This window comes from Gordonia sp. LMA167 (genome assembly GCF_058130025.1).
Genome location: NZ_CM176708.1, coordinates 5,268,213 through 5,282,870 on the forward strand (window position 1 = coordinate 5,268,213; position 14,658 = coordinate 5,282,870).

The window sequence follows — 14,658 nt, forward strand, 5'->3', positions numbered from 1 at the left end:
GCGCCCGACGTTGCTTCACAAGAGCCGAATGTAGCCTATTTCGCGAGCAGTGCGCCGAGTGCCGCACGGTCCGGCAGATCGTCGGGTTCCAGCGTGAATCCCGACCGTACGTAGTGGAAGGCCGCACGCACCTTCCCCACCGGTACACCGGCCAGCTGCGCCCACGCGATCCGGTAGGCGGCGAGCTGGACGAACAGGGATTCGCGTCGCGCCGGTTCGGGTACCGAACCGGTCTTCCAGTCCACCACCAGCCAGCCGCCGTCGGGTTCGGCGAACACGGCATCGATCCGGCCTCGGATCACGGTCGGCCCGATCACGGTCTCGAACGGCACCTCCACCTCCGTGGGGCTGCGCTGCGCCCACCGCGAGGAGAGGAACGCGTCGCGCAGGGCGTCGAGGTCGGCGTCCGGGACGGCTGTCGCGTCGGCGGCGCCGGGGAGCTCGTCGATGTCGAGCAGCCGGGTGGCGCCGAACCAGCGCTCCACCCAGGCGTGGAAGGCGGTGCCGCGACGAGCCGTCGGGTTCGGTGCGAACGGTGTGGGACGGCGCAGTCGCCGCGCAAAAGCCCCTTCGTCGGCATCGAGTTCGACGAGCTGGCTGACCGACAGGTGCGTGGGCAATTCCACGTCGACCTCGGCCTGGTTGGTCCGGTGATGCTCGGCGAGCAACGCGACGACCTCCGACCGCCACGCGGCGATCTCCTCATCATCGTCGGACTCCTGGTGCGCTGCGTCGAACAGAGCAGGTTCGCTCCCCCTCCCGGTGTCGGAGGGGACTTCGAACAGCGCCGGGGCATCACGTTCGGCGATCGCCTCGGTGACCATGCGTGCCGCCGTATCCAGCGCGTCGCGACGCTCTCCCAGCGGGTCGGCGGGCCATGCGGCGGAGATGATCTCGTCGGCCAACGGGTTCGTCGCGTCCGCGGGCGGATCGGGGGTGTCGACGTCGATGGCCAGACCCGTCGAATCGGTCCCCGGATCGGCGATCGCCGCGGTGACGATCGTCCGGATCTCCTCGAAGAACGGCGAACCGCCGCGCGGCTTGTCCCCGGTCTCCGACCAGTGGTGCGCCGAGATCAGCAGCGATCGCTTCGCGCGGGTGAGCGCGACGTAGAGCAGCCGGCGGTCCTCCTCGAGCCGACGTTGCCCGATCGCCTCCTTGTGCTCGGTCAGTGCCACCTCGAGTTCCTTGCGGTCCGCGACCGACCGGAGGTCCAGCGCCGGGAAGCCCTCACTGTTGATCCCGTCGGCGAGATCGCCGCGCAACTCCGCCGGCAACTCCTTGGCGCTACCCAGCCATGTCGAGTCGGCGCGGCCGCCCGGGAAGATGTTCTCGCACAGGTGCGGCAGCACGACGACCTCCCATTCGAGCCCCTTGGCCGCATGCACCGTCAGGATCTGCACGCGCTGCTCGGCAACCTCGATCCGGCCGGGTTCCAGGCCCTTCTCGATGGTCTCCGCCGTGTCCAGGAAGGCCAGCAGGCCAGGGAGATTCGCACCCTGGCGGTCCGCGTAGGAGGTGACGTAGTCGGCGAAGGCGTCGAGATGTTCGCGACCGGTGATCGCGCCGCGCATCCGATGGGCCCGGATCTGGGCCTCCACGGCGACACCGATCGTGTGTTCCACGTCGGCGACGAGTTCGGGCAGCGGCTGGCCGATTCGCCGACGGAGCGACTCGAGTTGGGCCCCGAACGCCCGGATCCGGGCGAATCCCTCCGGGCTGTAGCGATGCGGCTCGCCGGGGTCGACGATGGCATCGGCGATCCCCGCCCGGTCGACGATCTCGGTCGGCAGCACCGCATCGAGGGCATCGTCGAGTTCCTCCCGCGATGCCACCACCCCGTTCGACGCGGTGAACTCGACGGCCGCGAGTTCGGTGGCGCGCCGCCACAGGGCGGCCAGGTCAGCGGCACCGAGCTGCCATCGCGCGCCGGTCAGCAGCCGCATCGCCGCGGTACCGGCCATCGGGTCGGCGATGACCCGCAGCATCGCGACGATGTCCTCGATCTCCGGAACGTGCAGCAGCCCACCGATGCCGACCACCTCGGCGGGTATGCCGCGGCTCTCGAGTTCGGCCGCCAGCGGTGCGGAGTCGTCGTTGCGCCGCACCAGGATCGCCGTGGTCGGCGGGTTCTCGCCGGCGTCCTCGGCGGCCCGATAGAGCTGCTCGACATGGTCGGCGATCCAACGTCGTTCGTCGACGACGGTCTCGGTCAGTGCAAGATCGACGGTGCCGAGCGGGGCATCCGGGCGCGGCCGCAGCACACTCACCGGGATGCCGCGGCGCCGGAGTTCCTCCGACGTCTCGTTGGCCAGCCGCAGCGCATGAACCGAATTGCGCCAGCTCGTCAGCAATTCCAGCCGGACGGCCGGCGAGGAGTCCGCCTGACGGAAGTCGTCGGTGAACCGCGGCAGGTTGGCCGCCGATGCGCCTCGCCAGCCGTAGATCGACTGGATCGGATCGCCGACCGCCGTCACCGCGACCGAGCCCTGCTGCGGGCGGTGTCCGCTGCCGCGCACGGCGGCCGGCGCGACCCCGAACAGGGTGGCCAGCAGGACACGCTGCGAATGTCCGGTGTCCTGATATTCGTCGAGCAGCACCGCACGGAATGAATCGCGCTCAGCAGCAACCACTTCCGGATTGCGCATGACGAGCTGTGCCGCGAGTGACATCTGACTGCCGAAGTCCAGGGCGGTCGCCGCACGCATCGTCTCGGCCAGCGCGATGACCATCGGGATGAGCTCGCGGCGCTCGTCGATGACGTCGCGGATCTTGAGCAACGCCTGTGTCGGTGTGTCCCGCTGACGGGGCCCCTTCGGCAGGGTCTCGATCAGGCCGTACAGGTCATCGCCGGCCCGACGCAGATCGTCGACGTCGACGAGATGTTCGGCCATCTCCCCGTAGAGCTTCAGCACCGCTTCGGTGACACTCGACGGCACCTTTGTGGTCTGCAGCTCTCCGGTCCAGTTGGACACCACCGAGAACGCCATCTGCCATAACTCGGTCTCCGACAGCAGCGTCGAGTTGGGTTCCACCGGCAACAGCAGCCCGTAGTCGGCGATGAGCCGACCCGCGTAGGCGTGGTAGGTGCTGACCTCGGGGTCGCCCCCACTCAGGGATGCCGCGATGGCGCCATCGGGGTCCCACCGCCGCAACGCCGGCGAGCCCGACAGCATCGACAGTCGCCGTCGGATGCGCGCACCGAGTTCGCTCGCGGCCTTGCGGGTGAACGTGAGGCCGAGCACCTCGTCGGGAGCCACCATGCCGTTCGCGACCAGCCAGACGACCCGTGCCGCCATGGTCTCGGTCTTTCCGGCTCCGGCACCGGCCACGACGAGCAACGGTTCCATCGGTGCCTCGATCACCGCCACCTGCTCAGGAGTCGGTGTCGGCAGCCCCAGCGCAGCGGCGATCGCCACCGCGGAGATCTGCGGACGCTGCGACGCGTCAGTCATCGATCACCGTCTTCCCACGCAGTTGGGCAGGGCAACTCGTCGACAGCGTGCAGTGGACGCAGCCGGGGTTACGGGTGGCGGCGAACATCGGCCCCACACTGGCACGCGCGGCGGTACGCACCGTCGCGATCCACTCGTCGACCTGATCCGGAGACAACGGACCCTGTACCCGCTCGGTGGCGCCGGTGTTCTTGTTGGCCGCCGAGACGTACACCAATCGTCCCCCACCGGGCTCGGTCGACCCGGCACCCTCCGTGCCGCCGAGCGCCAGCGCGAGCTGATAGGTCGCCAACTGTGCGTGGTCGGCCGCATCGGCCTTCGAGATCGCGGTCTTGGCGGTCTTGACGTCCACCACCACCGGTCTGCCCTGCCGGTCGCGTTCCAGCCGGTCGATCCGGCCCCGGAGCCGCACCGGCACCTCGCCGGGCTTCAGATCGGCGTCGGTGCCGGGCACGCGGTCGGCGGGGATGGTCGCGTCGATCTCCGCCTCCACCCCGGCCTCGGAGAGCTCGTCACGCGAGATCCGCAGCCAGTCACGGAAATTCGTCAGCATCGCCTCGGCACGCTCGAGTTCCCGCACCGAATACCACGCAGCTCCGGTGTCGACACGATCCCAGATGCCACGCAGGGCGGCGGTCACCTCGGCGGGCTCGATCTGGCCGGCAACCGCCTGGACCAACGTGTGCACGAGGTTGCCGGTCAACGCCGGCGTCCCGTCCCCGTCGCGCCCGCCGTGCCGTTCGAGCACCCACCGCAGCGAACACCGCGTCAGCGACTCGACATTGGACGGGGACAGCGTCACCGGCCCGCGGTCGGGGGTCCACAGCGCGGCCTGGGTGCTCGGGCCCGCCATGCCGAACCAATCCTTCGGTGCCGCACCGGGAATGTCGGAGTCGGCGAGTTGCGCGAGCAGCTCGGCGGCCGCACGCGTGCGTCGATCGGCCGGCGCGCCCTGTTCGAGCCCGTCCGACCCGCTGACCACAACCGAGCGCAAGGTCGCGATCAACGACGGCAACGACAACACCCGACCGACACCGGGATCGAGAGGTAGTTCGGGTAACCCGGACTCCGCGGCCTCGACCGGATCTCCTGACGACAGTCCGTGCCGCGCCGCGATCGCATCCGCGATCTCCGCGACGAACCGCGAGGGCGATGCGTCACCGCTACCGTCCTCCACCGCGGTCACCAGCAGCCGACGTCGCGCGCGCGTGCACGCCACCAGCAGCAGCCGACGCTCGTCGGCGAGCGCCGACGTCGAACGCGCCACCGTGTCGAGCGCCTCGGGGTCGACCCCGTCGAGGAGGTCGACGAGTTGGCCGGTCGCGAGCACGCTGCCACGACTGCGCAGCGACGGCCACAATCCGTCGAGCACGCCGGCCACCGCGACGACATCCCACTCGCGGCCCGCCGCGGCATGCGCCGACAGGACGGTGACCGCGTCGCCCGCGGCGCCCGCGAGACGACTGTCCCGGGGGATCTGGAGCGCGGCGAGGTAGCGCACGAAACCCGCGGGCCCGGCGGCGGGCAGGGTGTCGACGAAGTTGGCCGCCGCCTCGAACATCGCCATCACGGCGTCGAGGTCACGATCGGCCTGTTCACCGGCCGGTCCACCACGTATCGCACTGGCCGCCCATCGTCGTTCCAGGCCGGTCGACTGCCATGCGGCCCAGAGGGTGTCCTCCACACCACGGCGCTCACGGTGCACGCGATCGGCGGCGTCGACGACCTCGAGGGCCCGCACGAGAGGTTTCGCCTCGGCTTCGGTGAGCTCGGCGACATAATGCGCTGCGGCCTCACGGTCGAGGAGCGCTCGACGCAACGCGACCAGAGAATCCGTGGCCGCGCCGCCACCTCCGCGTTCGTCGAGCCGCCGCACGCCTCGTCGCAGTCGCCGCATGGCGCCCGGGTCGGCGCCGCCGATCGGGCCGGACAGCAGTGCGACGGCGTCGTCGATGGTGAACTCGTCGGCCGCGGCGGCATCGGGCAGCTCCCGTGCCGCGACGGCCCGCAACACCTGCATCAGTGCGGCCACCGCCCGCTGCCGATGCAGCGGCAGATCACTCGTCGGTGTGGTCACCGGGACGCCTGCGGACCGGAAGGCGCGGCGCAACGCAGGCAGCGCCAGTGGCACCGACCGCACGACAACCGCCATCCGCGACCACGGTGTCTTCTCGAACAGATGAGCCCGGCGGAGCAGGTCGGCGACGGCGGTGGCCTCCTTGGCGGCCGAGCTGAACACCTTGACCTCGGCTCCGCCGGACGTGCCATCCGGCGCCCGGGAGGTAGCGTCGTCGGCGGGTGCGGGATACGGATGCGGACGAGCTCCGGGGAGCCGGGACACCAGCGCTGCCCCGACTGCCGCGATCTCGGGATGACTGCGAAACGTCGTGTCCAGCAGAATGTCCCGCTCCGATGTGGGTTCGGCGAGTCCGTCGGCGAATCGGCGGCTCGCACCCCGGAACCCATACACGGATTGATCGGTGTCCGCGGCGATGACCGTCGAGTCGGTACCGGTACCGACCAGGGTCACGAGCGCGGCCGCCTGCGGGTCGAGGTGCTGCGCGTCGTCGACCAGGAGATGGCGAATCCGACGGCGCTGGCCGGCCAGCAGTTCGGGGTCGGTCGCGAACGCCGACAACGCCGATCCGATGAGCTCGGCGGCGTCCACCGCCGGAGCGGATGCGCCGGGCGCGTCGGCACCCACCGAGCCGCGGAGCAACATGTTCTGCTCGTACTGTGCGTAGGCACGGCCCGCCGCCACCCATTCCGGTCGCCGATGTTCACGCCCGAGCGCCGTCAACTCCTCGGGTCCCACGCCACGCTCGGCCGCCCGCATCATCAGGTCACGCAGTGCCTGCGCGAAGCCTGCGGTACCGAGCGCGGGACGCAGGCGTTCGGGCCAGTGGCCGGCACCGTCCTCGACATCACCGGCGAGCAACTCGCGCAACACCATGTCCTGCTCGGAACCGGTGATCAACCTGGGCGGCGGGTTGCCATGCGCGCTCGCCTGCAGCCGCAGGATCGCGAAGGCGTAGGAGTGAACTGTCCGTACCAGGGGTTCCCGCAACGCGCGGCTGTCGTCGGCGAGCGCATCCGCATCGCCGCTCGATCCGGTTCCCGCCGTGGCGGACAGCACCCGGCGGGTGATCTGCTCCCGCAGTGATGCCGCCGCACGCCGTGATGCGGCCAGCACCAGCACCGACTCGGGGTCGACGTCCGCTCGCAGCAACCGCGCGACGGCGGCATCGACGATCAGCGAGGACTTCCCGGTCCCGGGTCCACCGTGCACCCGCACCGGCGACCACGGCTTCCCCGGATCCGCCGATGCCGATCCTTCGATGACGGCGGCGACCTCGGCGGGCCAGGTTCGTTCACCGTCGTCGGCGGCTCGCGTCGCGATCAACCGGGTACGCAGTGCGGTGCCACCGGTGGCGCGGCGATGTGCGTCCACTCCGCGGTGGTCGTCGCTGCGTCTGGCCATGTGACCATGGAATCACGCGCCGCTGACACCATCCGGCGAGGCGCCGTCGGACCAGACGGGCAGCCTCTCTGGCATAGATGCCGTCTATATCCACCATCGAGAGATTCGTCTTCCTCGACACCTCCCACCCTGCCGACAATGGCTCGCATCACATTCGTAGCGAGATATCCCGGAGGTCACACGCACGATGCCAGAATTCGTGGAGCCGATGACAAGCCGCCCATCCGACCCGGTCGCCACACCGCCGGCCGCGACCGCGGCGCCGATCAGCACCAAGCTGTTGATCGCGTTCCTGCTGACGTACGTGGGCTTCTGGCTCGCCTACCTGACCCCGCCGATCGTCTCCATGTCCCTGCGTATCAGTGATGTGCTGCCCGAGGGCGAACGGGCCCGGGCGCTCTCGCTCGTGCTGGGCGCCGGCGGTGTGGTCGCACTGCTGACCAACCCGATCGTGGGCGCGCTGAGTGACCGCACCCGTTCACGATTCGGCATGCGCACCCCCTGGATCGTCGGCGGCACCACCGTCTCCGTCGCCGGGTTCGGACTGCTCGCGCTGTCGAACTCGATACCCGGAATCCTCATCGGCTACCTGATCGGCATCGCCGGCGCGTTCGCGGTGCTCGCCGCGTTGATGGCGATCCTGCCCGACCAGGTGCCGGCGGACCAGCGTGGCCGAGTGGCCGGCCTCGCAGGCATGTGTGTCCCTGTCGGCGCGGTCGCGGGCGCAGCGCTCATGCCGATCCTGTCGCGGTACGGACCACTGGCGATGTTCGTCGGACCGTGCGTGTTCATGGTCGTCGGTGCGGGATTCCTGCTTCGGGTACTCGACGATCGGCGTCTGAGTCCCGAAGCCGCCGAGGCACTTCCGCGATTGACGATGTCCGCGATGGTGCGCAGCTACTGGATCAGTCCGCGCAGACACCCCGACTTCGGGTGGACGTGGTTGAGTCGGTTCCTGCTCTTCATGGGGACCGCGATTCTGGTCGGCTATCAGGTGCTCTACCTGGTGAACCAACTGCACTACACCATGGCGTCGGTCGCCGGCATCGTCGCGGTCTCCACGCTCGTCCATTACGCGTTCACCTTCGTGTTCAGCCCGATCGCCGGATCGCTCTCGGACCGAATCGGACGACGGAAGATCTTCGTGGCCGCCGGCGCATCGATCTACGCACTCGGTATGGTGGCGATCGCGCTCGCGCATTCGCTGCCGCTGTTCCTGATCGGCATGGCGGTCACCGGGATCGGTGAAGGAATCTATCTCGCAGTCGATCTCGCCCTCGTCACCGAGGTCATCCCGGACACCGACGACTCCGCCCGCGCGATGGGTCTGTTCAACGTCGCCAACACCGTGCCGCCGGCGCTGTCCCCGGCGATCGCGCCGGCCTTTCTCGCGATACCCGCGTTCGGCGTCTACACCGCGGGACCGGACGGGAACTTCGTCACGCTGTACCTGGCGTCGGCGATCTTCGCACTGCTGGGCGCCATCGCCATCCACCGGGTGAAGGGCGCACGCTGAACCCGGCGACACGGCCCGGGACCGCGGCGTTCGGCGCGGGTGCGGCAGGATGGCGGCATGACGCTGACGACGTATGCGTTCGGTCCGGACTCCACAGATGTGCCGCACGTCCTGGCCGTCCATGGCCTGACCGGCCACGGTCGACGATGGGAATCGTTGGCCACCGACCACCTGCCGGATCTGCGTGTGATCGCGCCCGACCTACTCGGGCACGGCCACTCGCCGTGGGAGCCCCCGTGGTCGTTCACCGAGCATGTGGATGCGCTGACGGAGGTGGTCGACGAGTACATACCGGCATCGGCTCGTCCGTTCGTCATCGTCGGCCACTCCTTCGGTGGCGCGATCGCGATCCGTCTCGCGCGGCGGCTGGGTGTATCGGCTGTTCGCGCGCTGGTGTTGTTGGACCCGGCACAGGGTCTCGATCCGAGCTGGGCACTGGAGGTGGCCACCGACAGTCTCGCGCACTGGGACTATCCCGACGCCGATGCCGCCCGCGCGGCGAAGCGTGGCGAGGGCTGGGCCGAGGTCCCGGAGATATTGCTGGACAAGGAGATCGAGAATCATCTCATCGGCCTCGACCAGGGCCGGGTGGGTTGGCGGGTCAGCGCCGCCGGCGCGGCGGCCGCGTGGGGTGAGATGGCCCGGGAATTCGCCCTGCCGCCTCCGGGTCTGCCTACGACGATCGTGGTCGCCGATCAGGTCGACCCGCCGTTCGTCGGTCCGGCCTTCCTGGAGGCATGCGCCGCCGAACGCGGCGACAGCGTGGAGATCGTGCACGCCGATTGCGGACACATGGTCCCGTTTCTGGAGCCACAACTCACCGCCCGCAGTGTCCGGGCAATGGTCGGGACTCGCTGACCGTGGCAGCGGTCAGCGATGCCGACGTCGAGCAGGTGCGAGCGCTCGTCGCCGCGATCCCGCCAGGGCAGGTGACCACCTACGGCGACCTGGCCCATGCGGTCGGCCTGTCCAGCCCACGCATCGTGGGGTGGATCATGCGCACCGACTCCGGTGACCTGCCCTGGCATCGCGTTGTCCCCGCATCCGGGAGGCCTGCCCCGCACCTGGCCACCAGACAGTTGGAACGCCTTGGAGCCGAGGGCGTTCCGATCGAGAACGGCCGGATCGCGCTGCGGCGCTGCCGTTGGACGCCGGACGCCTGATCGAATCGGGCTCGATGGTCTCGATACACCACTCACTCCGTTCGCGACTACTCGACCAGCGAAAGACAGACACTCCACCGACACACGTCACGCCGCCCGCTGGCCGAGTAGGCGCGAGCCGCCAGGCGAGCACCGTATCGAGACCGCTGGCCGGACAGCGGAATCGCTCAGCGCCGAACTGCCCGCCGCCGGTAGGGGCTCACGGCGGCCCGCATCCGCGTCTCGATGAGGTCGACGATGCGGCGGTCCGCGCCGAGCGGAGCAGCGACCGCGTCCGCGCCGTAGGTGTGCAGTCTGTTGTGAAAGAGGCCGGGCGCCAACAGATAGCTGGCGATCACCACCCGCCGCCCGCGTCGCGAGGCACGCTCCACGGCTTCGGGTACCGACGGTGACGCCGTGGTGATGAAACCGACCTCGACCCGCCCGCCGATGATCGACTCGAGCTGCCGAGCAGCGAGATGAACTTGATAGCAAGCACTTTCGTCTGACGAGCCGGCGGCGGCCAACACCACGGCATCTCCCGGCTCCCAGCCCGCCTCCACCAGCCGGAGGCGCGCCACATCGGCGATGGCGGGGTCGGGACCGAGCGCACGGGTCACCACCGTGTCCTCGCGTCCCGCGGCGGCCACATGTTCAGGGATGTCCTTGCGAACGTGATAGCCCGAGGCGAGGAAAGCCGGGACCAGCACCGCCGGTCGGTCGACGTCGGCGATCACCTCGGTAGGAGTCGGCCCGAGGACGTCGACGAACGCCGTGCGGGTGGTTCCGATCCGCTCACTGACGGCTTCCGCGATCTGAGCGATCACAGTGATGCCGTGCGGGTTTCGCGTTCCGTGCGCAACCAGCACCGGGCTGATCTCGCGCAGGCGGTCGCCGACGGGCAGTGCCGGTCGTTCGCCACGATGCCTCATTCGACGTCCTCTCCCTCGTACTCCAGGTCGACGGCGAGGCGATATCCGCGCTTCACCACCGTCTGGATCATCTTCGGGTCACCCAGGGCATTCCGCAGACGGGCCACGGCCACCTCCACGGCGTGCGTGTCAGAACTGTCGCCCGGCAGTCCGGCGAGCAGGTCCTGGCGGGAGACCACACGACCGGGCGCCGAGGCGAGCGATTTGAGCAGGATCAGGCTCGTCGCCGACAGCTCCCGGACCACACCGTCCACCACCACGGCCTGCCCCCGAATTGCTGTGTCGTGTCCGTGGACTCGCAAGTTGTGACTTCTCCGTGGTAGTTCGTCGGTGATAAGCCGGGCCAGTGCGCCGAGGCGATACCGTTTCGGGTAGGTGGTCGGGATCTGCAGGGCCTCGAGCGGCCCCGCGGTCACCGAGCCGACACACATCACCGGCACCGCAGTGCGCATCGAGTGCACGAACTGGGCGAGTTTGCCGAGCTCCTTGGCCCGGGTCAGGATCGATGCCGCGGCCGGCGCGCTGGTGAAGGTGATGGCGTCGAGATCACCGCGGATCACCGCGCCGATCATCCGATCGATCCGGTCGATGTCGGGGTGCATGTTCCAGCGGTAAACCGGCACCGGCATCACCTTCGCCCCGGCGGCGCGCAGCACCGCACAGAAGTCCGGCAGCGGCTCCCACTCGGTGGTCGCCCCGTGCAGCTGCACCGCGATCCGGACACCCTCCACGCCCTCGTCGAGCAGCCGGTCGAGCACCTCCGAGGAGGACTCGCTCTCCGGCGACCACTCCTCGCGGAGCCCCGCGGCGCGGATTGCCCCCTTGGCCTTCGGTCCGCGGGCGATCAGTCGACTCTTGTCCAACGCGCGGATCAGCGGCTCGGCGCTGCCCCACCCGTCGGCGGCCTCCACCCAACCACGGAATCCGATGCCCGTGGTCGCGACCATCAGCTCGGGCGGGTCGGCGATGATCTCCTCGGTGACGTGCTCGAGTTCCGTGTCGTCGACCAGCGGCAGGATTCGTATCGTCGGCGCGGCCATCACCTCGGCACCGCGTCGGGTCAACAGGGCCGCGAACTCCTCGGCCCGGCGGGCGGCGGTTATCCCGATGGTGAATCCCGCCAGGGGCAACGTCTCGGCGTCGTCGGCGGACGTCTGTTTGTTGTTGCTCATGAGTGAGGGAAATACACCTCGACCATGTCGTCGATGACATGTACGGCGTAGCTGGGCACCGACATCGACTCGTCATCGAGGCAGACGCCGGTGCGCAACGAGAACACCTGCTTGCCGAGCGGGCTCGCCACGGTCGGCTCACCGGCACGGTCACCGGTGACACCGCGGGAGAGCACCGCCGCACGGGCAAACGGATCGATGTTGCCGATCGCATACAGGCGGGTGCGGCCGAGGACCGCCTCGCGGTCGGTCTCCAGTGCCGGGATCCGGAACAACGCAGCCTGTTCGAACTCGGGCCCGAGGACTCCGACCCCACGGCCGACCGCAAGGTCGGCCAGCACACATGCGCGGACCCACTGACCCGGGATCACATCGGGATGGGTCACCCCACCGGGTTCGTTCGCCGTGGACTCCTGGGCGACTGTCATGTCGGCACTCCTTCACGTTCGATCGCATCGTGGTTTGCGGAATCGTCTGCCCCGGCTACGGGCATCGACGGCATGTCGAGCAGCACCGGCACCTTGCGGTCTTCCTCGCTGAAACGGATCGTCGGGTCGACCACCTCCGGTGCATTGACGAACGAGACGAACCGCTTGAGTTTTTCCTCGTCCTCGAGAACTGCGGCCCATTCGTCGCGGTAGCCCGCGACGTGGCGCTCCATGTCCGCCTCGAGTTCCGCCGCGAGTCCGAGGCTGTCGTCACAGACCACCGCACGCAGATGATCGAGTCCACCCTCCAAGGATTCCAGCCACGGCGCTGTGCGCTGCAGACGGTCGGCGGTGCGGATATAGAACATCAGGTACCGATCAATGTAGGCGACCAGCGTCCGGTCATCCACTCCGCTGGCGATCAGTTGCGCGTGCTTGGGACTCTGTCCACCGTTGCCGGCGACGTAGAGGTTCCATCCGTTCTCGGTGGCGATCACCCCGACGTCCTTTCCGCGCGCCTCGGCGCATTCCCGTGCGCATCCCGAGACACCGAACTTGAGCTTGTGCGGCGACCGAAGGCCCCGGTATCGCTTCTCGAGCAGCACCGCCATCCCCACCGAGTCCTGCACGCCGTAGCGACACCAGGTGGAGCCGACACAGCTCTTCACCGTGCGCAGACTCTTGCCGTAGGCGTGGCCCGACTCCATTCCGGCGTCGACGAGCCGGCGCCAGATCTCGGGTAGCTGATCCACACGCGCACCGAACAGATCGATACGCTGCCCGCCGGTGATCTTGGTGTAGAGCCCGAAGTCGCGGGCGATCTCACCGATCACGATGAGCTGTTCGGGGGTCACCTCGCCGCCCGGCATCCGCGGGACGACGGAGTACGAACCGTTCTTCTGCATGTTCGCCAGGAAGTGGTCGTTGGTGTCCTGCAGTGCCGCCTGCTCACCGTCGAGGATGTGATCGCTCGAGGTCGAGGCCAGAATGGATGCCACGGTGGGCTTGCAGATGTCGCAGCCCTGTCCGGTCCCGTGCCGCTCGATGAGTTCGGAGAAGGTCCGGATACCGGTCACCGAGACGATCTCGAACAGTTCACGACGCGAGTGCTCGAAGTGCTCACACAGGGCCTTCGACAGCTCGACGCCGGACGCCGCGAGCAGCGACTTGATGCTCGGCAGACAGCCACCGCAGGTGGTGCCGGCACAGGTCGTCTTCTTGATGTCGGCGATCTCGCAGGCACCGTCGGCGATCGCCGAGCAGATGGCGCCCTTCGACACCCCGTTGCACGAACAGATCTCGGCGTCGTCGGGCAGGGCGTCGATGCCCACACCGGGTCCGGCCGCCGGAGCGATCAGCGCCGCCGGGTCACCGGGGATCTCCCGGCCCACCATCGGCTTGAGCATCGCGTACGCGGACGCATCACCCACCAGGATGCCGCCGAGCAGCGTCGTGGCGTCGTCGGAGACCACCACCTTCGCGTAGCGTCCGGCCACCGCGTCGTGGTAGACGATCTCCAGCGCGTTCTCGGTGGTCGCCATCGCGTCACCGAAGCTGGCGACGTCGACGCCGAGGAGTTTGAGCTTGGTCGACATGTCGGCGCCCGGGAATGTGGACTGCTCGCCGAGGAGCTGGTCGGCCACCACCTCGGCAGTGCTGTAGCCGGGGGCGACGAGCCCGTAGCAACGCCCCTCGACCGCCGCGACCTCACCGATCGCATAGATGTCCGGGTCGTCGGTGCGGCACGCGGTGTCCACCAGCACGCCGCCACGTTCGGCGACTGCCAGCCCGGCCTCGCGAGCCACCTGATCGCGGGGCCGGACACCCGCCGAGAACACCACCAGCGCCGCATCCAACTCGGTGTCGTCGCTGAGTGTCACGCGCAGCCCACCGGATTCACCGTCGGCGATGTCGGCGGTGCCGACACCGGTGTGCACCGTCAGCCCGAGGTCGGTGACCAGGGACTTCAAGACCGCCCCACCGCCCTCGTCGACCTGCATCGGCATGAGTCGCGGCGCGAACTCCACCACGTGCGGCGTCATACCCATCAGCTTGAGCGCGTTGGCGGCCTCCAGTCCGAGCAGACCGCCGCCGACGACGATTCCGGGGGCCCCCGGACCGGCGGCATCGGCCGTCGCCCGGATTGCGTCCAGATCGTCCAGCGTGCGGTAGACGAAGCACTTCTCGTTGTCGTGGCCGGGTACCGGCGGAACGAACGCGTAGGAGCCGGTGGCCAGCACGAGCGCGTCGTAGGCGATCTCGCGACCGGACGTGGTGACCACCCGATGCCCTGCGCGGTCGATGTCGGTGACCGTCTCCCCGAGATGGGTCACCACGTGCTCGTCGCCGGCGTAGGTGTTGCCGTCCAGCGCCAGCGAATCCCGTTGCCAGGCGCCGACATAGGATGACAAGCCGACACGGTCGTATGCGGGGTCGGCCTCTTCGGAGACCACCTCGATCCGCCAGGTGCCGTCGGTGTCACGGTTGCGTAGCGTCTGGACGAAGCGGTGACCCACCATGCCGTGGCCGACC

Annotated in this window: 9 protein-coding genes; 3 read left to right on the forward strand and 6 right to left on the reverse strand. The window is 69.0% G+C overall.

Annotated elements, in window-relative coordinates; genetic code table 11:
- Nucleotides 1–35: 35 nt before the first annotated feature.
- Nucleotides 36–3,455, reverse strand: coding sequence for an ATP-dependent helicase (locus ACVT6V_RS24010; protein ID WP_489896593.1), 3,420 nt, complete (start codon nt 3,453–3,455; stop codon nt 36–38).
- On the reverse strand, nt 3,448–6,936 hold the full coding sequence (locus ACVT6V_RS24015; protein WP_489896594.1) for an ATP-dependent helicase: 3,489 nt from the start codon (nt 6,934–6,936) through the stop codon (nt 3,448–3,450). Before ACVT6V_RS24015 ends, ACVT6V_RS24010 begins: the two co-directional genes overlap by 8 nt.
- Nucleotides 6,937–7,144: 208 nt before the next feature.
- Here ACVT6V_RS24015 and ACVT6V_RS24020 point away from each other — a divergent pair, with 208 nt between their 5' ends.
- Genes ACVT6V_RS24020 through ACVT6V_RS24030 form a run of 3 tightly spaced genes read left to right on the forward strand, consistent with a single transcriptional unit; the run spans nt 7,145 to nt 9,615 of the window.
- Nucleotides 7,145–8,452 (forward strand): MFS transporter, encoded by a 1,308-nt coding sequence (locus ACVT6V_RS24020; protein ID WP_489896595.1) that lies wholly within the window; start codon nt 7,145–7,147, stop codon nt 8,450–8,452.
- Nucleotides 8,453–8,509: 57 nt separating this feature from the next.
- Entirely contained in the window at nt 8,510–9,310 is an 801-nt protein-coding gene (locus ACVT6V_RS24025) for an alpha/beta hydrolase (protein WP_489896596.1), read from the forward strand.
- A gap of 2 nt (nt 9,311–9,312) precedes the next feature.
- On the forward strand, nt 9,313–9,615 hold the full coding sequence (locus ACVT6V_RS24030; RefSeq protein WP_489896597.1) for an MGMT family protein: 303 nt from the start codon (nt 9,313–9,315) through the stop codon (nt 9,613–9,615).
- Nucleotides 9,616–9,782: 167 nt separating this feature from the next.
- Here the strand turns inward: ACVT6V_RS24030 and ACVT6V_RS24035 are convergent, their stop codons facing one another.
- From ACVT6V_RS24035 to nirB, 4 genes are read right to left on the reverse strand one after another with little or no spacing between them, the layout of a single operon-like run.
- On the reverse strand, nt 9,783–10,526 hold the full coding sequence (locus ACVT6V_RS24035) for a sirohydrochlorin chelatase (RefSeq protein ID WP_489896598.1): 744 nt from the start codon (nt 10,524–10,526) through the stop codon (nt 9,783–9,785).
- Nucleotides 10,523–11,698, reverse strand: coding sequence for a uroporphyrinogen-III synthase (locus tag ACVT6V_RS24040; RefSeq protein WP_489896599.1), 1,176 nt, complete (start codon nt 11,696–11,698; stop codon nt 10,523–10,525). Before ACVT6V_RS24040 ends, ACVT6V_RS24035 begins: the two co-directional genes overlap by 4 nt.
- A complete protein-coding gene (locus ACVT6V_RS24045) occupies nt 11,695–12,126 on the reverse strand; it encodes a nitrite reductase small subunit NirD (RefSeq protein ID WP_489896600.1) in 432 nt (143 codons plus the stop codon). The genes ACVT6V_RS24040 and ACVT6V_RS24045 overlap by 4 nt, the downstream gene beginning before the upstream one ends.
- Nucleotides 12,123–14,645 (reverse strand): nitrite reductase large subunit NirB, encoded by a 2,523-nt coding sequence (gene nirB / locus ACVT6V_RS24050; protein ID WP_489900987.1) that lies wholly within the window; start codon nt 14,643–14,645, stop codon nt 12,123–12,125. The genes ACVT6V_RS24045 and nirB overlap by 4 nt, the downstream gene beginning before the upstream one ends.
- Nucleotides 14,646–14,658: the final 13 nt, after the last annotated feature.

Coding starts and splice junctions, on each gene's coding strand:
- ACVT6V_RS24010 (WP_489896593.1), bottom strand. CDS start 3,455: ATGACTGACGCGTCGCAGCGTCCGCAGATCTCCGCGGTGGCGATCGCC.
- ACVT6V_RS24015 (WP_489896594.1), bottom strand. CDS start 6,936: ATGGCCAGACGCAGCGACGACCACCGCGGAGTGGACGCACATCGCCGC.
- ACVT6V_RS24020 (WP_489896595.1), top strand. CDS start 7,145: ATGACAAGCCGCCCATCCGACCCGGTCGCCACACCGCCGGCCGCGACC.
- ACVT6V_RS24025 (WP_489896596.1), top strand. CDS start 8,510: ATGACGCTGACGACGTATGCGTTCGGTCCGGACTCCACAGATGTGCCG.
- ACVT6V_RS24035 (WP_489896598.1), bottom strand. CDS start 10,526: ATGAGGCATCGTGGCGAACGACCGGCACTGCCCGTCGGCGACCGCCTG.
- ACVT6V_RS24040 (WP_489896599.1), bottom strand. CDS start 11,698: ATGAGCAACAACAAACAGACGTCCGCCGACGACGCCGAGACGTTGCCC.
- ACVT6V_RS24045 (WP_489896600.1), bottom strand. CDS start 12,126: ATGACAGTCGCCCAGGAGTCCACGGCGAACGAACCCGGTGGGGTGACC.
- nirB (WP_489900987.1), bottom strand. CDS start 14,645: ATGGTGGGTCACCGCTTCGTCCAGACGCTACGCAACCGTGACACCGAC.